The 20405-nt window shown below is 33.5% G+C and carries 21 protein-coding genes; 1 reads left to right on the top strand and 20 read right to left on the bottom strand.

Features of this window, described 5'->3' with window-relative positions; genetic code table 11:
• Positions 1-52: 52 nt before the first annotated feature.
• The 4 genes from rpoD to NSR03_RS04750 all read right to left on the bottom strand — a co-directional run bounded on the left by rpoD (position 53) and on the right by NSR03_RS04750 (position 4587).
• On the bottom strand, positions 53-1159 hold the full coding sequence (gene rpoD / locus NSR03_RS04765; protein ID WP_002507487.1) for an RNA polymerase sigma factor RpoD: 1107 nt from the start codon (positions 1157-1159) through the stop codon (positions 53-55).
• 137 nt (positions 1160-1296) lie between these two features.
• A complete protein-coding gene (gene dnaG, locus NSR03_RS04760; RefSeq protein ID WP_002507486.1) occupies positions 1297-3081 on the bottom strand; it encodes a DNA primase in 1785 nt (594 codons plus the stop codon).
• A gap of 43 nt (positions 3082-3124) precedes the next feature.
• On the bottom strand, positions 3125-3949 hold the full coding sequence (locus NSR03_RS04755; protein WP_021339264.1) for a pyruvate, water dikinase regulatory protein: 825 nt from the start codon (positions 3947-3949) through the stop codon (positions 3125-3127).
• 14 nt (positions 3950-3963) lie between these two features.
• Positions 3964-4587 carry a helix-turn-helix transcriptional regulator gene (locus tag NSR03_RS04750; RefSeq protein WP_071561808.1) on the bottom strand — a complete coding sequence of 208 codons (624 nt, stop codon included), beginning with the start codon at positions 4585-4587 and terminating at the stop codon, positions 3964-3966.
• Positions 4588-4932: 345 nt separating this feature from the next.
• Here NSR03_RS04750 and NSR03_RS04745 point away from each other — a divergent pair, with 345 nt between their 5' ends.
• A complete protein-coding gene (locus NSR03_RS04745; protein ID WP_002507483.1) occupies positions 4933-6324 on the top strand; it encodes a glycine--tRNA ligase in 1392 nt (463 codons plus the stop codon).
• Between the two features lie 202 nt (positions 6325-6526).
• Here NSR03_RS04745 and recO read toward each other — a convergent pair whose 3' ends face one another.
• From recO to hrcA, 16 genes are all read right to left on the bottom strand, one after another.
• The gene (recO, locus tag NSR03_RS04740) at positions 6527-7285 is read right to left on the bottom strand and encodes a DNA repair protein RecO (protein WP_021339265.1); all 759 of its coding nucleotides are present in this window, start codon (positions 7283-7285) and stop codon (positions 6527-6529) included.
• 21 nt (positions 7286-7306) lie between these two features.
• The gene (gene era, locus NSR03_RS04735; protein ID WP_002507481.1) at positions 7307-8206 is read right to left on the bottom strand and encodes a GTPase Era; all 900 of its coding nucleotides are present in this window, start codon (positions 8204-8206) and stop codon (positions 7307-7309) included.
• Positions 8206-8610, bottom strand: a complete 405-nt coding sequence (cdd, locus tag NSR03_RS04730) for a cytidine deaminase (protein WP_021339266.1) — start codon at positions 8608-8610, stop codon at positions 8206-8208. The genes era and cdd overlap by 1 nt, the downstream gene beginning before the upstream one ends.
• A gap of 112 nt (positions 8611-8722) precedes the next feature.
• A complete protein-coding gene (locus NSR03_RS04725) occupies positions 8723-9058 on the bottom strand; it encodes a diacylglycerol kinase family protein (protein WP_021339267.1) in 336 nt (111 codons plus the stop codon).
• 8 nt (positions 9059-9066) lie between these two features.
• Positions 9067-9528, bottom strand: a complete 462-nt coding sequence (ybeY, locus tag NSR03_RS04720; protein ID WP_021339268.1) for an rRNA maturation RNase YbeY — start codon at positions 9526-9528, stop codon at positions 9067-9069.
• Complete coding sequence (locus NSR03_RS04715; RefSeq protein ID WP_002507477.1) at positions 9529-10476, bottom strand: PhoH family protein; 948 nt, start codon at positions 10474-10476, stop codon at positions 9529-9531.
• A gap of 356 nt (positions 10477-10832) precedes the next feature.
• Positions 10833-11504 carry a hypothetical protein gene (locus tag NSR03_RS04710; RefSeq protein ID WP_021339269.1) on the bottom strand — a complete coding sequence of 224 codons (672 nt, stop codon included), beginning with the start codon at positions 11502-11504 and terminating at the stop codon, positions 10833-10835.
• Between the two features lie 14 nt (positions 11505-11518).
• Positions 11519-12502 (bottom strand): flotillin-like protein FloA, encoded by a 984-nt coding sequence (gene floA / locus NSR03_RS04705; RefSeq protein ID WP_002507475.1) that lies wholly within the window; start codon positions 12500-12502, stop codon positions 11519-11521.
• A gap of 12 nt (positions 12503-12514) precedes the next feature.
• Positions 12515-13225, bottom strand: coding sequence for an NfeD family protein (locus NSR03_RS04700; protein WP_002507474.1), 711 nt, complete (start codon positions 13223-13225; stop codon positions 12515-12517).
• 243 nt (positions 13226-13468) lie between these two features.
• A complete protein-coding gene (rpsU, locus tag NSR03_RS04695; RefSeq protein ID WP_002507473.1) occupies positions 13469-13639 on the bottom strand; it encodes a 30S ribosomal protein S21 in 171 nt (56 codons plus the stop codon).
• 188 nt (positions 13640-13827) lie between these two features.
• Complete coding sequence (locus tag NSR03_RS04690; RefSeq protein ID WP_021339270.1) at positions 13828-14580, bottom strand: 16S rRNA (uracil(1498)-N(3))-methyltransferase; 753 nt, start codon at positions 14578-14580, stop codon at positions 13828-13830.
• 2 nt (positions 14581-14582) lie between these two features.
• Positions 14583-15521, bottom strand: coding sequence for a 50S ribosomal protein L11 methyltransferase (gene prmA, locus NSR03_RS04685; protein ID WP_021339271.1), 939 nt, complete (start codon positions 15519-15521; stop codon positions 14583-14585).
• Positions 15522-15524: 3 nt separating this feature from the next.
• The gene (gene dnaJ / locus NSR03_RS04680; protein ID WP_002507470.1) at positions 15525-16661 is read right to left on the bottom strand and encodes a molecular chaperone DnaJ; all 1137 of its coding nucleotides are present in this window, start codon (positions 16659-16661) and stop codon (positions 15525-15527) included.
• A gap of 146 nt (positions 16662-16807) precedes the next feature.
• The gene (gene dnaK / locus NSR03_RS04675) at positions 16808-18652 is read right to left on the bottom strand and encodes a molecular chaperone DnaK (RefSeq protein ID WP_021339272.1); all 1845 of its coding nucleotides are present in this window, start codon (positions 18650-18652) and stop codon (positions 16808-16810) included.
• A 55-nt stretch (positions 18653-18707) separates the two neighbouring features.
• Positions 18708-19322 (bottom strand): nucleotide exchange factor GrpE, encoded by a 615-nt coding sequence (grpE, locus tag NSR03_RS04670; RefSeq protein WP_021339273.1) that lies wholly within the window; start codon positions 19320-19322, stop codon positions 18708-18710.
• 26 nt (positions 19323-19348) lie between these two features.
• Positions 19349-20329, bottom strand: a complete 981-nt coding sequence (gene hrcA, locus NSR03_RS04665; RefSeq protein WP_021339274.1) for a heat-inducible transcriptional repressor HrcA — start codon at positions 20327-20329, stop codon at positions 19349-19351.
• Between the last annotated feature and the right edge of the window lie 76 nt (positions 20330-20405).

Raw genomic sequence — 20405 nt, 5'->3', positions numbered from 1 at the left:
ATGTATATGTAAAAAGCTCTTTTGTACATCGTTGTACAAAAGAGCTAAAAAGTTAGTCCATAAAGTCTTTTAGACGTTTACTTCTGCTTGGGTGTCTTAATTTTCTAAGTGCCTTAGCTTCGATTTGACGAATACGTTCTCTAGTTACACCAAACACTTTACCAACTTCTTCTAATGTACGAGTTCTACCGTCATCTAATCCAAAACGTAAACGTAATACATTTTCTTCACGGTCAGTTAGTGTATCTAATACATCTTCTAACTGTTCTTTTAACAACTCATAAGCTGCATGATCTGATGGGCTTTGGGCTTCTTGGTCTTCTATGAAGTCACCTAAATGACTGTCATCTTCTTCACCAATAGGTGTTTCTAAGGAAACTGGCTCTTGAGCTATTTTCAGTATTTCTCTTACTTTTTCAGGTGGTAAATCCATTTCTTCACCAATTTCTTCTGGTGCTGGATCACGGCCTAAATCTTGTAATAATTGTCTTTGCACACGAATTAATTTATTAATTGTTTCAACCATGTGAACCGGAATACGTATCGTACGTGCTTGGTCAGCAATCGCACGCGTGATAGCTTGACGTATCCACCATGTTGCATATGTTGAGAATTTGAAGCCTTTATTGAAATCGAATTTTTCCACGGCTTTAATAAGTCCCATATTACCTTCTTGTATCAGGTCAAGAAACAGCATACCGCGTCCTACGTATCTTTTGGCTATACTTACTACAAGACGTAGATTTGCTTCAGCTAAACGTGATTTAGCAACTTCATCGCCTTTTTCAATTCTTTTAGCCAATTCAACTTCTTCTTGTGCGTTTAATAAATTTACTCGTCCGATTTCTTTTAAATACATACGGACTGGATCATTTATTTTGACACCTGGAGGTGCACTTAAATCATTTGGATTTAATTTTGAATCTTTGTCTGAACTATCTTTTTCATTAACTAAACTTATATCATTATCTGTTAATTGGTCAAAAAGTTCGTCCATTTGATCAGAATCCATTTCGAAGTTTTGCATTTTTTCAGCAATTTCTTCATGACTCAAGTGTCCTTGCTTTTTACCTTTTTCAATCAATTGTTTTTTTACATCTTCTAAAGTTAGAGATGGGTCGATGGTTTGCTTTTTAACTTTAACTTTATTTCCAGACATGAAAAGGCCTCCCGAATATATAATATCAACTTGATACCAAAATATTTTATAGTCAAAATTTATAAAACTGAATTAAAATAACATTCTAGTATACAGGCTGTTAATCCTATTAATATACACATACATTCATTATTGAATTAATTCATCCTATTTTTATTATGATTTACAATTTTTTCTAAATAATATTTTTGCAATTCTAAATCACCTAACCTCGAAGCCTCCCGTAGCTTATGATTAAGCGATTCTATCGTTTCTTCATTTCTATTAGATGTTAGTGTATTTACATAGTCATCAATTTCATATTCAAATGGTTCTTCATTTATCATATAGTTATCTAATGATATAAATGCTTCCTTAATTTCATTGGAATCAATGTACTGTAAAACGTCACTAATATTAAATGTATCATGCTCAGAGTAAAACTGGTGTAAAACATTAAATATACGCTTAAAATACTCATTTGTAAAGTCTTCTACTTGAAGTAATTTGTGATAATTCAAGAAAGTGTCTTTATCATTCATAAAATGTTTTAATAAAGCACGTTCTGCTTTTTCGTTTTTGTTTAAGTTATTAAATTGTGGGACTGTTGGTAATTGATAGGATTGAGGTTGATAATAATCTTGTTGGTGTCCTACTTCATTATTTAGACTATCCAAGCTAACTTTAAACAATTCCGATACTTCTTGCAATATCTTTTTACGAAGTATTGATGACTTCATGAGTGATATATCATTCGTTATCTCTTTTAAATATCTTTCATAAGATAAATCATTATTGTCTATTTCATCTTGATGTATATGCACTTTATATAAAATATATGATTTCTTTTCATGTTCTACATAATAGTTAAATGCATCGGCGCCGTGTTTACCAATATATTCATCTGGATCCATATCTTTTGGGAGTTGGACCACAAATACATTAAATCCTTGTTCCAATAATGCTTGACCTGATTTTAATGTTGCTTCACTACCTGCAAAGTCACCATCAAACATTAAAGTTACATTAGATGTGAGTTTCTTGATGAAGGCAATATGTTCTTGTGAAATTTGTGTACCCATGCTGGCAACGACTTGTTTGATTCCAGCTTGATCAACTTTAATGACATCCATAAATCCTTCTAATAATATAATTTCATCATTTTTTCTTATCGATTTTCGCGCCTTATCAACATTGTATAACAATCTTCGTTTCTGGAAGATGGGCGTTTCAGGACTATTAAGATATTTGGGCTCTTGATTTGTATATGTTCTACCGGAATACCCTACAGTTCTACCTTGAGCGTTCATCAGTGGAAACATAACTCGATCTCGAAAGCGATCATAGTAACTAAAGTTCTCTTCATTTCTTGACAATAAACCCGCTTCATAGGCTAATTGAATGTCGTACCCTTTCTTTTGTAAAAAATCATGGCAAAAATGAGAATTCTTTGGTGCATAACCAATTTTTCTGGCATCAATTAATGCATCTGTAAAGCCACGTTCTTTTAAATAAGTTAAAGCTGCTTCACCTTCAACTGTTTTCTTCAGTGCATAGTGATAATATTCTTGCATAAGTTCATGCATTTCAATCATTTGCAAATCTTCAGATGCGACTTGGTGTGTATCATCTTGCCCTGAAGCACTTTGGTCAGTTTCAACTTCAATATTTACACGTTCACCTAATTCTTTTACTGCTTCTGTAAAAGATATATCTTTTATTTCTTGAGTAAACTGAAAAACATTACCACCTTTTTTACAACCAAAGCAATGACAAATTTGTTTATCTTCTGACACTGTAAATGACGGTGTTTTTTCATCATGAAAAGGACACAAACCAATGTAATTGCGTCCCCTTTTTTCTAATTTGACATACTCGCTAACTAAGTCGAGTATGTCAGTCTTATCTTTTATTTCATTTATTGTGGATTGTTCTATTCGCAACTTAATCACCTATTAGACATTAATTACAATATTATAGCTTTTTTCATTGATTTTTGAAACTATTTTGCTCAATAATGCTAATAATATCATTTGCAGTTTCTTCTATCGCTTTATCAGAAACATCAATAACCGGACAACCTATCTTATCCACAAGTTCATGGAAGTAATTTAATTCTTCTTCAATACGTTGTTCAGTCGCATATCTTGCACTGTCACCTAAACCGAGTTGTTTCAAACGTTCTTTACGAATACGGTTTAGCTTTTCCTCACTTATTTTTAAGGCAATGCATTTTGATGGGTCAACACTAAATAAGTCGTCTGGTGGCGTTACTTCTGGAACAATAGGTATATTCATCACTTTATAACTTTTATGTGCAAGATATTGTGAAAGTGGGGTTTTGGACGTTCTAGAAATCCCTAGTAATACGATATCTGCTTTTGATAAGCCTTTAGGATCTTTACCATCATCGTATTTTACGGCAAATTCAATTGCATCAATTTTTTTGAAGTAAGCCTCATCTAATTGATGTACTAAACCTGGTTCGAAATAAGGCTGTTCATCAATTTTATCTAAAAGAATATTCATCAATGGTCCCATGATATCTACAGATTTGATTTCATACTCTTTAATTTTTGCTTCCATATATTTTCTTATTTCCGGTTTAACTAGTGTGTAAACAACAATAGCTTCTGTATCTTTAGCTACTTGGATAACTTCATCTACGTTTTCTAAAGCCTCAATATATGGATATCTATTAATTTCACTATCGCATTGATTTGGATTAAATTGTGAAATACATGCTCTTGCAACAAGTTCGGCTGTTTCTCCTACCGAGTCTGATGCGACTATAATTTTTATATTTTCCATAAGTTAAATACCACCTATTCGTTTAATAATGAGACAAAGATTTTTGTAATTGTAGTTTTTGATATACGTCCTTTGACTTCATACTTGCCATTTTCTTTTTTTGTTACGATGGGTAACGAATCAATCTCTTTTTCAATCATTAAATTCGCTGCAAAAACGACTCTTTCATCTTCAAGAATAAAGCTTAAATTCGGCATGCGTGTCATAATAATATTCACAGGCATAGTGTGTATATCCTCACCAATCATAGATGCTCGTAATAAATCCTTACGTGAACAAACCCCAATAAAATCTCCATTACTATTGATTACGAATAATGTACTGACATCTTCTAAAAATATTGTACATATTGCATCATAAACTGACATTTCATTTTTGACCACAACAGGATGTGATGCATAATCTTTTACTATATATTGTTTTAATTGATCAGCTAATAATTTATTCTTTGGTTTACCAGAATAATAATAGCCTACACGTGGCCTAGCTTCTAAAATACCGGACATTGTTAAAATGGCTAAGTCAGGTCTTAATGTGGCACGTGTCAAACTAAGTCTTTCTGCTATATGCTCGCCAGTTATAGGACCGTTGTTTTTGACAATTTCAACTATTTGCTGTTGTCTTTTACTTAGTTCTATTGGACTTCACCCCTTCACTCATTCTTCTTAATTATACATGGAATTTTTAATTGCTACAAATACATATAATTACTTGCTAATAAACGCACAATACATTAATATTGAAATTAAAGCGAGTTGGGGATAGTGAAAGCCTAACAAGAACTATTGGCCACAACTAAATGATAGACAAAAGCGAGTGTACACACTAAGTTGGGTGGAACCGCGGGTTATCAAGAATAATTTAAATAAGCACGTATTTTTTATATGTGATTAAAATGATTAACTCGTCCCAAGACAATGATTAAGTTTTTTTGGCTTTTTCTTTGTCTTGGGGCGTTTTTATGTTAAAAAGGAGAGTTTTTTATGACAAAAGATATGGAAACAATTGTCTCATTAGCGAAACATAGAGGTTTCGTATTCCCTGGTAGCGATATTTATGGTGGTTTATCAAATACATGGGATTACGGTCCACTTGGTGTAGAATTAAAAAATAATATTAAAAAAGCTTGGTGGCAAAAATTCATTACTCAATCACCCTATAACGTTGGTATTGATGCAGCTATTTTAATGAATCCAAAAACTTGGGAAGCTTCAGGTCACTTAGGTAACTTTAATGATCCTATGATTGATAACAAAGACAGCAAGATTCGTTATCGTGCTGACAAAATTATTGAAGATCACATGGCAAATGTTAAAGGCGATGAAAACTTTGTAGCTGATGGCTTAAGTTTTGACGAAATGAAACGCATTATCGATGAAGAAGGTATTGTTTGTTCTGTAAGTGGTACAGCCAATTGGACTGATATTCGTCAATTTAACTTGATGTTCAAAACGTTCCAAGGTGTAACAGAAAGTTCTACAAATGAAATTTTCCTACGTCCAGAAACTGCACAAGGTATTTTCGTTAACTATAAAAATGTACAACGTACAATGCGTAAGAAATTACCATTTGGTATTGGCCAAGTTGGTAAATCATTCCGTAACGAAATCACACCTGGTAACTTCATTTTCAGAACACGTGAATTTGAACAAATGGAATTAGAATTCTTCTGTAAGCCTGGTGAAGAAATTGAATGGTATAACTACTGGAAAACATTTGCAAGTCAATGGTTAAAAGATTTAAACTTAAGCGAAGAAGCTACACGTTTACGTGATCATGACGCAGATGAATTATCTCACTATTCTAATGCTACAACAGATATTGAATATCGTTTCCCATTTGGTTGGGGTGAATTATGGGGAATTGCAAGTCGTACAGACTTCGACTTGAAACAACACAGTGAACATTCAGGTGAAGATTTCCAATACCACGATCAAGAATCAGGCGAAAAATATATTCCATATTGTATCGAACCTTCATTAGGTGCTGACCGTGTTACATTAGCTTTCTTATGTGATGCATACAACGAGGAAGGCGTTGAAGGAAGTAAAGATTCTAGAACTGTACTACACTTCCACCCTGCTCTAGCGCCATATAAAGCGGCTATCTTACCTTTAAGCAAAAAATTATCTGGCGAAGCTATCAAAATATTTGAAGAACTAAGTGCTAACTTTGCAATAGATTTCGACGAATCACAATCTATTGGTAAACGTTACCGTCGTCAAGATGAAATCGGCACACCTTATTGTATTACATTTGACTTTGATTCATTAGAAGATCAACAAGTTACAGTACGTGACCGTGATTCAATGGAACAAGTACGTATGCCAATTTCAGAACTAGAAGCATTTTTAACTGAAAAAGTAAAATTCTAATCTATTAATAAAATATACATCTACGATTTAACAAATAACTAATAAATGATAAGGCTGAGACAAAATACATGTCTCAGCCTTAATTATTAAAACTGAAATAATCCATGTTATTAATATAAAAAGAGTGCACCTTGAATTTAAAATCCAAGATGCACTCTTTTTTGAAATATACATTATTCTATTACCCTATTACCTCAAATCATTAAAGATTACTATCTAACCTATGTAGTTGGTTAATTAACTTTTGACTTTTAAAAAACATACCTGCATATTCACTATATAACATAATCATTAACTCTGACATTTCATCTACCACATCATCATGAATACTCAAAGAACTCATTTGACTAATTGGCAATTTTTGCAATATATCCAATAGATAAAGCGTTTTATTCATTAAAATGAGTGCATGTGGATCTTGATGTCTCACATTCGCAGAAATAGCACCATCAAATTTAAAACTATAGCCAATTAAACGAGATTGATCGTCATTATCTGTGATTACACATTTATCAAAAATTGCATTAAAGCCAAACTTTGTCATACATTTCAATAAAACAACGACTGACATGAGTTGGGCAGATACACCGTCTTTAATTTTCGACAATACAAAATGTAATAAATCATAACTATATTGAGAAATTTCATCACTTTCAATCGAGCGGTCAATTGTTTCAGCACTTAAACTCGCAAAACTACTTTCATAAATGTCTAAACGAAGGTTGTAATTTTGGTCTATTACATCCACAGAACTCAGTGTTCCCATACCCTTCCATTTAGAATAAATAAATAAGCCATACACAAATAATTGTGTATTAGCTTGTAAACCACTTTTGCTTTTTTTAGCTCTTCGTACCATAAGCGGCACTTTTGCACCATGTTCATTTAAAATTGTGATAATTTTATCGGATTCGCCATAATCAACCGTTTTAATAATAATACCTTTTTGCTTGATTAACACATTAGCTCACCGACTCCCAAATTAATCTCTATCTTCTAAATAACCCATTTGACGAATAAAGTTAACTTTATTTCGCCAATCTTTTTGGACTTTTACCCAAAGTTCTAGGTAAACTTTAGATCCTAGTAACATTTCGATATCTTGACGCGCACGTTTACCAACTTCTTTAAGCTTTTTACCGCCTTTGCCAATAACAATACCTTTTTGTGAATCTCGTTCAACAAATATTGTTGCTTCAATTCGAACTCTGTCTTCATCTTCTTTAACCATGCGATCTACATTTACACCAATAGCATGAGGGATTTCTTCACTCGTTAAATGTAAAATCTTTTCACGAATTAACTCGCCTACAACAAATTGTTCTGGGTGATCAGAGATTTGGTCGTCTGGATAGTATTTCGGTCCTTCTGGTAGATAAGATTTTATTACATTTATAAAATGATCTACATTTAAGCCTTCCAATGCTGAAATCGGTACAATTTCAGTGAAATCCATATATTTTTTGTATTTTTCAATTCTTGGCATAAGTTCATCTGGGTGTACTAAATCAATTTTATTTAATACTAAAAAGACAGGTGTTTTAATTGTTTTAAGCATATCCATAATATACTCATCACCACGACCTATATCTTCATTTACATTTACCATGAACATAATAGCATCTATTTCAGATAACGTGTTCGTAGCGACACGCATCATATAGTCGCCTAATTTATGTTTCGGTTTATGAATACCAGGTGTATCTAAGAAAATGATTTGAGCATCTTCTTGTGTCATAACGCCTTGAATTTTGTTTCTTGTCGTTTGTGCTTTATCAGACATAATAGCTATCTTATGTCCGATTACACGGTTAACAAATGTAGATTTCCCAACATTGGGTCTACCTATAATTGATATAAATCCTGATTTATGTCCTGTCATTAATTTAAATCCTTTCCAGAAAATCCTAATGGTAATAAGTCATTTACGGTTGATTCTATCATATCGCCCTTATGATTAGTCATATATACTGGCATATCATCATCGCATAGTTCTTTTAACACCTGACGACATTCGCCACAGGGTGAAGATGGCGCATCTGCATCAACAGTAACTGTAATTGATTCAAAATCACCTGGTTTATAACCATCTGATATTGCAGCAACCAAACTTGATCTCTCTGCACAAATAGCCATTGAGTATGCTGCGTTTTCAACATTTGCTCCATGATAAACTTTACCGTCTTTCGTTCTTAAATATGCACCAACTTTAAAATTACTATATGGTGAATATGAATTGGCTTGAGCATTTCTTACTTCTTTAAAATAGTGTGGTTGATAAGCCATAGTTAACACGCTCCTATTCAATATTAAGTGTTATTAAAAAAATCCACTTTATTATCTGTTTAATTACTTTGTTCTTTAAGTATAAACAAATTCTATAAAATTGCACTACAATTTAGAACACATATGGTAAAAAAACCACGAGTCCAATTGCAAATGCTGTAATAGAAGCTAGCACAACACTAAAAGCAGCGATATCTTTAGCCTTTTTGGCTAATATATGATATTCACCTGTAACTAAATCAACCACATATTCTACTGCTGTATTGATAGCTTCAAAAGCAAGTACAATACCTATCGCTATAATAATAAAAAGCCATTCTAATTGACTAATACCAAAAACAACACCACAAATAACAGTGGCAAGTCCTAATAAAAGATGCATTAAAAATTTGCTGTCTTTATTTAGTAATACTAACATACCTTGAAAAGCGTATTTAAAACGTTTCATGACTACCTCTAATCTCTTGTTAAACCATAAGCATTTAGAATTTGATCTTGTCGTCCAAACATTTCTTTTTCGTCTTGTTCATCTATATGATCATAACCTAATAAATGTAAGAAACCATGGAGCGCAAGGAAGCCTAATTCTCTTTCAAAAGAATGACCATAAGAATCAGCTTGTTCCTGAGCTACGTCAGTACAAATAATAATGTCGCCTAATACTCTTGGCATATCAAGTCCAATAATTTCTGGTTCATCTTCTTCTAAAGCAAATGATATAACATCTGTTACTTTATCTTTATCGCGATACATTTTATTAATTTCTTGTATTTCAGTTTTATCTACAAAAGTTACAGATAACTCCGCATCGCTATCAATTTGTTCTTGTTCTTTTGCAAAAGTGAGGAGTTTGTCAATCTGAGTTAACCATTCACTTTTAACTATCTCAGTATGATCACTAAAGTCTATTGTAAACATTTACTCTTCTCCTTCATAACGGTCAATAATTTTACTTACTAATGGGTGACGGACAACATCACTTTGATCCAGATAATGCACACTTAAGCCTTTAACTTCTTTTAACTTTTTAACAGCTTCTTTAAGACCACTTTTAACTCCTTTTGGTAAGTCTACTTGAGTTTGGTCTCCAGTAACTACCATTTTCGAATCAAAACCTAGTCGAGTTAAGAACATTTTCATTTGTGCTTGTGTAGTATTTTGTGCTTCATCTAAAATAACAAAAGCATCATCTAATGTTCTACCGCGCATATAAGCTAGAGGCGCAATTTCTATGATACCTCTTTCTATAAAGCGAGCTGTTTGTTCTCTTCCTAGAACAGTATTTAAACCGTCATACAGAGGTCTTAAGTATGGATCTACCTTTTCCTTTAAATCTCCTGGCAAGAAGCCTAGTGACTCTCCTGCTTCCACTGCAGGTCTTGTTAGCACAATACGCTTTACATTGCCTTTTCTTAACTGTTTCGCAGCATACACAACAGCTAAGAAGGTTTTACCAGTACCAGCTGGCCCTACGCCAAATACTAAATCATTATGATACATAGCATTTACATACATACGTTGACCCATTGTTTTTGCACGGATGGTCTTTCCGTATGCATCTTTAGTTATTTCTTCATCATATAAATCTAATAAGTATTGAATCGTACCATTATTTGCCATTTTCACTGCTGCTTCAACATCTTTTGAAGAGATTGAAATACCTTGTTGAATGACTTTCAAAAGGTTAATGAGTACTGATTCTGCTTTTTTAACATGCTCTACTTGCTCTCCTTTTACGGAGATTTCTTGACCTCGAGCATGTACAATGACATCAAACCCTTCCTCAACTAATTTAAGGTGTTCATCGTTATTTCCAATGAGCGCTTGAGCTTCATTGATGTCATCTATTTGAATAATTCCAGGCATATAGGTGCTCCTTTACAAATATATTCGTTTCATCTTATTTTATCCTATTAGATTTTAACTTACAAAAATTATTATCGTTCATTAAATTATTTTAAGCATTTAACAAATCAATCATATAATGATGATTACACCATCATTATATCACGAATTAACTATATATTATTTCAAAGTGTATTAAATAGAAGCTCATTTATCAAATTTTACATGATGTTTACATTCTTATTAGTCGTAAACTATTAGTTTAATTTATTATGGTTATTTACTCATTGAAATTATTGCAAAAGAAACACAAAAACGCCTTACAGAGTCATTATATATCGACTCCATAAGGCGTTTAATTCATAGACTATACTGCGCTATAATCTTTTGGGTCTTTCTAATACTTCTGACCAAATAATACCATTTACAACTTCATCTTCTGCAAACCTGTATTTTTCATTACCAACTGGACTCTGAATTGCCTGTGCGTCCATTAACTGTTTTAAACGGAAACGTTTTGTTCTCTCAGATAAATATTTATCTGAAATAATAGCACGTGCTCTTCTTTCAGTTCTCTTCAGTTTTTTCTCGTTTTCACGATCTATTTCTGTACGCACATCTTGTAACTCGCCCATTAAATCTGCTTCAAGTTCTTTCTGCAGTTTATCCTCTTCTTGCTCTTGCGAACGTTTTAATTTTTCTGCTTCAGTCTCGTTGTCTGTACGCATTGTTCGAGTCGATTGTTGAGGATTAGGCGATTCCATTTTTTCAGCTCTAGTTTCAACTGGTCTTGCAGGTTCTGTAGTTTTTTGCGGTTGCTGTTCAATATCTTTCCTCGTTGGTCCTTCATTCATTTGTTGTTCTATTTCTTTGAATGCTTTACCAATTTCATCTAGGAAACCGCCTCTTTTAGGTTGCTCACCATTTCGGTTAGGTTGATTGTTTATTGGTGGTTTTTGGTTTTTTCTATCTTTATGGCTATTATCGCTAATAGCGCTGACTATTGTAACAATCACAGATATTACAAAGATAATAATAGCTATATTCATTTAATCACCCCTAATTAATTTTCCGGTGATTCATCATCTTTTTGGTTCGTACGTTCATTGATTGAATTTCTCATACCTGTATCTGCTTCAACATTCTTAAGATTATAATAATCCTTAACGCCTAAGTTACCAGAACGTAAAGCTTCTGCCATAGCAAGTGGAACTTCTGCTTCTGCTTCAACAACTTTAGAACGCATTTCTTGAACTTTAGCTTTCATTTCTTGTTCTTGAGCTACAGCCATTGCTCTACGTTCTTCTGCTTTAGCTTGTGCAATGTTTTTGTCAGCAAGCGCTTGTTCAGTTTGTAAGTCTGCACCAATGTTTTTGCTAATATCAACGTCAGCAATATCGATTGATAAGATTTCAAACGCTGTACCAGAATCTAAACCTTTGCTAAGTACTGTTTTAGAAATATTATCTGGATTTTCTAGAACTTGTGTATGGTGTTCACTAGAACCAATTGTTGAAACGATACCTTCACCAACACGTGCAATAATTGTTTCTTCACCAGCACCACCTACTAAACGAGCGATGTTAGCACGAACAGTAATACGCGCTTTAGCTTTTACTTCGATACCGTTCATCGCAACACCTGCGATAAATGGAGTTTCTATTACTTTAGGATTAACAGACATTTGAACAGCTTCTAATACATCACGGCCAGCTAAATCAATAGCTGCGCCACGTTCAAATGGTAAGTTGATGTCCGCTCTTTGTGCTGCAATGTTAGCATCAACTACACGGTCAACGTTTCCTCCTGCTAAGTAATGTGATTCAAGTTGGTTTGTTGTTAAATTCAAACCAGCTTTATGTGCCTTAATTAATGGTGAGATAACTTTTCGTGGTGAAACTCTACGAAGTCTCATACCAACTAATGTACCAATACCTACTTTAACACCAGCAGCTATTGCTGAAATCCATAATCCGACTGGAACAAATGAAAATAGTAATAATAAAGCTATTACTACTATGACGACGATAACAACTAATCCGATCATACTTTCTCTCCTTTATGATTCGTTTTCTCTAACAACAACTCTAGTACCTTCAACTTCTAAAATGGTTACTGCTTTATTTCGCAAAATAAATGATCCATCAGAAACTGCGTCGATACGTTCATTGTTGAGTGTAATGATTCCTGCTGGTCTTAAATCTGTTAACGTAGTAGCAGTAAGACCAACTAAATGAGAGCGATCTTCATGTGAAGTGTAGCCTGCCTCTGCATTTGTAGAATCCTTCAAAACTACTTTATCTAAAAACGGTATCTTACGTTTGAAAATTTTCACTAGTATCACCCACTCTATGATTGATAATATCAATGCTACAACTACACTAGCAATCATATAAATTAAATTGTCACCTAAAGTAATAATACTAAAAATTATTAGCCCCATACCGATAATACCGATAATCGCACCAACAACAAAAAGTTCTATTATTACCAATATGACACCGATTCCAAATAAGATGATTGAATACAAGTTGACATCGCCTTTTACAAAAAACCCTAAAAAGAGTATTAATAAGGCTAATGTGGCAACGATACCCACAATATTTATCTTATTAGAGTATAATTGATATAAAAATCCTAGGAAGATAATACAAGTTAAAATTAAAGCTCCAAACGGACTGACGATAACGCTTGCAACATTATCAATCCAATTTCCTTGTTCAACAAAGTTGACTGAAAATATTGTATGTATACTACTCGAAGGAATCACTCTATCACCTCGCTCTCAACTTGATTATACATGAAATGAATGTATGATTATAGCGTTTATAGCATAAATGTTAATTATATTAATTTTTTCAAATCATGAACCTGAATTTATAAAAAAATAATAGTCTTAGCTGTTGAACAACTAAGACTATTACTATTTATAATTAATGTTGGTGTTGAGGGAGTCAACGACACAATTAATTATTAGAATATTCGTTTACGTGCAAGCTACTGTTAGTAAATACTATTTACGTTTACGCGCAGCTTCTGATTTTTTCTTACGTTTAACACTAGGTTTTTCGTAATATTCACGCTTACGAACTTCTTGAATTGTACCGCTTTTAGAAACTGTACGTTTGAAACGACGTAACGCATCTTCAAGTGATTCATTACTCTTAACTGTTGTTTTAGACATGTGTATTTCCCTCCCTCCAAATATCAACGAAACTTTATTATCATTTCATGGTTATGACCATGTATTAATCAGTATAATATATCTGATTAAAGTGGTCAATTAGTAAAATTTACATTTTTTTAATTTAAAGCATAAATTTGTACTGAAATGTAGACATCGAATAATTTAATACATGATAATTTTTAATGTTAATCTAATAAATCTTTTTCAAAACTTACAGCACTTAATACATAAAGTGGTGCAGTTTCTGCTCTTAAAATCCTTGGCCCTAGACCAATTTGATACGCCTTACCATCGAACAATGCCACTTCATCTTCTGATAAACCACCTTCTGGCCCAAATATAACTAATACATGGTCACCAGATTTCATTTCACGAACTACAGACTTAAAATTGTGTGTTTCACCAGTTTTCGCAGCATTTTCATAAGCGATGAGTACATAATCGTATTCATCGATATAATCATAAACTACTTTTAAACTCGCTTCATAAGTTATGGATGGTATTGCTAAACGATAGCTTTGTTCAGCTGCTTCTTTAATAATCTTTTGCCAGCGCTCTAATTTTTTATCAATCTTACTATCATTTAATTTAACCACTGAACGTTTCATACCAGCAGCTATGAAATGATTTGCGCCTAACTCTGTCGATTTTTGGAGCATCCACTCATATTTATCAGCTTTAATTAAACCACTACAAATCGTAATATGTTGAGGTAATTCAGTATCAATATCAATTTTTTCTACTAATGAAAGTTCAATACCTTCAGTAGCTATATCGATAATTTCACACTTATAAACATTCTGATCCACAAATGTAATAATTATTTTTTCACCAGTTTGATGACGCATCACATTGGATATATGATGTATGTCACCTTTATCAGTAATGAAAAAACGCTGATTTACATCAGCGTTTTGGTCAATAAAGTATCTTTGCATTGTTATTCGCTCACTTTCTGTCCAACGATACAAACCCAACTGTTATCGTGATTAATAGAAACAATTTCAAAACCACTACGCTTCATATGATTTACAATAGATTCATGTTTTTCTTCTATAATACCAGAAGTTATAAAATAACCATCTTTATTTAAAACGTTATAAGCATCTTCGATCATTTCTTCAATAATATGAGCTAAAATATTGGCGACAACAACATCAAATTTTTCAGTTTCCTCTGTTAGTAAATTTCCAGGAACTGCTTCAATTGCCTTATCACAATGATTTTTCATAAAATTTTCTTTAGCAACTTTCACTGCCATTTCATCAACGTCTAATGCTTTAATACGTTTAACACCTAAAAGATGTGCAGCAATACTTAATATCCCTGAACCTGTACCAACATCTATAACTGAATCACTCGGCTCCACATAAGTTTCAATTGCTTTTAAACACATGCTCGTTGTAGGATGATCGCCTGTACCGAATGCCATACCTGGGTCCAATTCTATGCACAATTCACTATCATCTTCTTTTTGATATGTTTCCCAACTAGGGACTATCGTAAATTGTTTTGATGCACGAAATGGATGAAAATAATTTTTCCATTCATTTTCCCAATCTTGTTCTTGAAGCATTTGCTCTTCGTAGTTAAAACTAGAGTTATCTAGAGATTCAACTTGCGAAATTTCATTGAAAAGCGCTTTTCTAAACGTTTCAGTATATTTCAGTTCATTGAAATACGCTTTAAGCCTGACCCCTTGCTTAGGATAATCATTAGCATTAAGCGCATATAGCTCGCCATATTTATCCTCAAAGTCGTGATTTAAGTCATGAGAGTCCTCTATAACGACACCATTTGAACCAAAATCTTCCAATATATTAGTAATTATAGGCGTTGCTTCATGATTAGCGATGATTGATATCTCGGTCCAATTCATATTCTAATCTCCTTTAAAGAATCTTTTAGCTTTGTCTCTAAAATTTGATGCTTGTTCAGAAATTTCTTCACCATCAATTTCGGCAAATTCTCTTAATAATTCTTTTTGTCGATCACTCATTTTACTTGGTGTTACGACATTTATATTGATAAATAAGTCGCCATAGCCGTAGCCATGAACATTCTTAATTCCTTTTTCTTTTAGACGGAATTGTTTTCCAGTTTGCGTACCTGCTGGAATTGTTAACATCACGCTACTATTAAGCGTCGGCACTTTAACCTCGTCACCTAGTGATGCTTGAGCGATACTAATATCAAGTGAATAATAAATATCATCGCCATCTCTTTCAAATTTTTCTGAAGGTTTAACTCTAAATACAATATACAAATCACCTTGAGGGCCACCATTTTCTCCAGGAGCACCTTCACCAGCTAATCTAATTTGTTGTTCATTATCTACACCTTCAGGGATTGTGACACTGATTTTAACATTTTTATTCTCAGTACCTTTACCTTTACATGTTGGACATGGTTCTTCAAACTCTTGGCCAGAACCACTACATACTGGACAAACTTTTTCAGTTCTAACTCTACCAAGTATTGTATTTTGTTCTACAGACACATGTCCAGCACCACTACAGTATTGACAAGTTTTCTTTTTAGTTCCTGGTTTAGCACCTGCACCATCACAAGTGTGACAAGACACATCTTTACGGATCGAAATTTCTTTTTCACTACCGAAAACAGCTTCATCAAACGTAACTGTCATCGTATACTGTAAGTCATCGCCCTTTCTTGGAGCGTTAGGATCACGTTGTTGACGTCCGCCACCAAAGAATGAACTGAATATATCTTCGAAACCGCCGCCACCAAAGCCACTAAAGTCTTGGCCACCGAATCCTTGGCCGCCAAAGCCACCTTGAGGACCATCATGTCCAAATTGGTCATAATTTGCGCGTTTATTTTCATCACTTAATGTTTCATAGGCTTCAGAGATTTCTTTAAACTTCTCATCAGAACCTTCTTCTTGATTAATATCTGGGTGATACTTCTTTGATAATTTACGATAAGCCTTTTTAATTTCATCTTTAGAAGCGCCTTTGCTGACACCTAAGACTTCATAATAATCTTTTTTGGCCACTAATATCTCTCCTTTTACAGTTTTATTAAATCATTTTTAAAAAAGGAAAAAGTCAAAGCCAATGTTCAATTGACTTTGACTTAATTTGGCTAAGCAATTGTGTCATATTTTTCTATTAATAACAATTAATTAGTCAATGACTATACTTATTTTTGGTTGTCTTGGTTGTCGTCGTCTTTTACTTCTTTGAAATCAGCATCTTCAACATCACTATCTTGAGAAGCATTTGCTTCTTCACCTTGTGCTTGTTGTTGAGCTTGAGCAGCTTGTTCGTATACTTTTGTTGATAAGTCTTGAACTACTTTTTCTAATTCTTCTTTTTTAGCTTTGATATCTTCAATATCTTCGCCTTCAAGTGCTGATTTTAATGCTTCTTTTTTCTCTTCAGCATTTTGTTTGTCTTCTTCGCTGATGTTTTCACCTAAATCAGTGATCGTTTTTTCAACTTGGAATACTAAGCTGTCTGCTTCGTTTCTTGTATCACTTTCTTCGCGACGTTTTTGGTCAGCGTCAGCGTTTTCTTCAGCATCTTTAACCATACGATCGATTTCATCATCTGATAGTGAAGAGCTAGATTGGATTGTGATATTTTGCTCTTTATTTGTTCCTAAGTCCTTAGCAGTAACGTTTACAATACCATTTTTATCGATATCGAAAGTAACTTCGATTTGAGGTACGCCACGTGGAGCTGCTGGAATATCAGTTAATTGGAATCTACCAAGTGTTTTATTGTCTGATGCCATTGGACGTTCACCTTGTAACACGTGAATATCAACTGCTGGTTGGTTATCTGCTGCTGTTGAGTATACTTGTGATTTAGATGTTGGGATTGTCGTATTTCTTTCGATAAGTGTGTTCATACGTCCACCCATGATTTCAATACCTAATGATAATGGTGTAACGTCTAATAATACTACGTCTTTAACATCACCAGTGATTACGCCACCTTGGATTGCTGCACCCATAGCAACAACTTCATCAGGGTTAACGCCTTTATTAGGTTCTTTACCTACTTCTTTTTTAACAGCTTCTTGAACTGCTGGGATTCTTGTAGAACCACCAACTAAGATAACTTCATCAATGTCTGAACTTGATAAACCTGCATCGCTCATTGCTTGGCGAGTTGGTACCATTGTTCTTCTGATTAAATCATCAGCCAATTCTTCAAATTTAGCACGAGTTAAATTAATTTCTAAGTGTAATGGACCATTTTCTCCAGCTGAAATAAATGGTAGTGAAATTTGAGTTTGAGAAACGCCAGATAAATCTTTTTTAGCTTTTTCAGCAGCGTCTTTAAGACGTTGTAAAGCCATTTTATCTTTTGATAAATCTACGCCGTTTTCTTTTTTGAATTCAGAAACTAAATAGTTAATGATTACTTCATCAAAGTCATCTCCGCCTAGTTTGTTGTCACCTGCAGTAGAAAGCACTTCGAATACGCCGTCACCTAATTCAAGGATTGAAACGTCAAATGTACCGCCACCTAAGTCAAAAACTAATACTTTTTCTTCTTGTTCTGTTTTGTCTAAACCGTATGCTAAAGCTGCTGCAGTTGGTTCGTTAATAATACGTTCTACTTCTAACCCAGCGATTTTACCAGCATCTTTAGTTGCTTGACGTTCACTGTCGTTGAAATATGCAGGAACAGTAATAACTGCCTTTTCTACTTTTTCACCAAGATAATCTTCAGCTGTACCTTTAAGGTTTTGTAATACCATTGCTGAGATTTCTTGAGGTGTGTATGATTTACCTTCAACATCAACTTTGTAATTCGTACCCATGTGACGTTTAATTGATTGGATTGTATTAGGGTTTGTGATTGCTTGACGTTTAGCAACTTCACCTACTTGAGTTTCATCATTTTTAAATGCAACTACTGATGGTGTAGTTCTTGCACCTTCAGGGTTTTGAATTACTTTTGGCTCATCGCCTTCTAAAATTGAAACACATGAATTTGTTGTACCTAAGTCAATACCTATTACTTTACTCATAAATAATTTCCTCCTGTTTGTTTGTATAAATTGGTGTTTTCATCAATATTAAAACCTATTGATTTACTTTAACCATTGAAGGTCTTAATACACGTTCTTTTAGTTTATAACCTTTTTGTAGCTCTTGAGTGATTTCGCCTGATTCAAAATCAGGGTTATCATCTTGAACTACAGCTTGATGAACGTTCGGGTCAAATTGATGACCTTCAGTTTCAATTAATTCTAAACCATTTTCTTTTAATGCATTAATTAAGCTTTCATGAATCATTTCCACACCTTTTTTAAGTGATTGGAATTGTTCATTTTCGCCTTCAATTTGTAGCGCACGCTCAATGTTATCTATTGTTGGTAAAATATCATTAAGCACATCTTGCGCTTTATATGCTTTCATTGTTTGATTTTCTTTTTGGATTCTACGCTTGTAATTTTCAAACTCTGCGTATAATCTTAAATACTTTTCTTCATTTTCTTGAACATCTTGTTTTAATTGTTGAATTTCTTCATCTTTAGGATCCACATCTTCAGTAGTTTCTTGTGAATCGTCCTCCTGCAGATTATCTTGTGATGCATCTGTAGTTTCATCAGTATTTACAGCAGATGTATTTTGCTCGTTATCTGTTACATCTTCATTTGCTTCTTGATCAAATACTGATTCATTTTTTTCTGTCATTTTCCGCCCTCCAATACAATACTTAATTACCAAATCGTATTTAGTAATCGTATTACGTTCTGATAATTCATTGCTGTTGGTCCGATAACCGCAATTTGCCCTTTTAATCTATCGTCAATGTGATACTGACTTGTGACGATAGAAATACCACTCAAACTTGATTCTATTTCATGTCCAATTTTGACGTTTATTGTCGAATTAGACATATCATCAAGTAATTGTGTAATTTTATTCGATTCTATATATTGCAAAATAGGTTGAATCGATGACACGTTCGTTTCATTCAACGCATCAATTAGTTTAACCTTTCCGCCCATAAAAATGCCATTACTTTGATTATCAAAATGAATCTCGATTGTACTTAGCATATCTTTGATAAAATGCTTCTCTAATTCAGAATTAACAAAAGCATCTAACTCATTTTCAAAACGATGATGATTCCATTCATCATATTTAGCAGTAACAAAATTCGAAATTTTTGTTAGTTCGTCATTAGATAACGGAACATCGGATGCTAAATGCAGATGTTCTACATGACCGGATGTGAACACGACTACCATTATAACCAAATAGGCATTTGCTCGAATCAAATGAATGTTATTAATTATATCTTTTTTGTGATTTGGACGCATTACCAACGTTGTATATTGAGATGCAATTGAAAGTTCATTTGCAAATTCGCTCAGTGCTGAGGAAATGTCATAATGATTATCAACTAGTAAATCACTCAAACGTTGAATTTTTGTTTGCTGTTGATGAGATGTTTGTTGCAATAATTGATTCACATAATATCTGATGCCTGACTGTGATGGTGATCGCCCTGATGAAGTATGTGTCTTCTCAATCAATTCAAGGTCTTCGAGATGCTTCATCTCGTTTCGAATAGTTGCAGGACTAAAATTCAATTTGTGTCGTTCAATCAGCGTTTTTGAACCAATTGGATGACCTAAATCAACATAATCTTCAACAATTGCATTAAGTATGCTCAATTGTCTATCGCTAATCATGTTTTCACCTCATTAGCACTCTTTTGTTCCAAGTGCTAATTATAATTTATCAAATTGGTCAAAGTAAGTCAATGTT

This window comes from Staphylococcus sp. FSL W8-1207, assembly GCF_038003745.1.
Taxonomy (GTDB): domain Bacteria; phylum Bacillota; class Bacilli; order Staphylococcales; family Staphylococcaceae; genus Staphylococcus; species Staphylococcus equorum.
The sequence above is the reverse complement of the archived record's forward strand: the minus strand, read 5'-3'. Positions and strand labels throughout refer to the sequence as shown.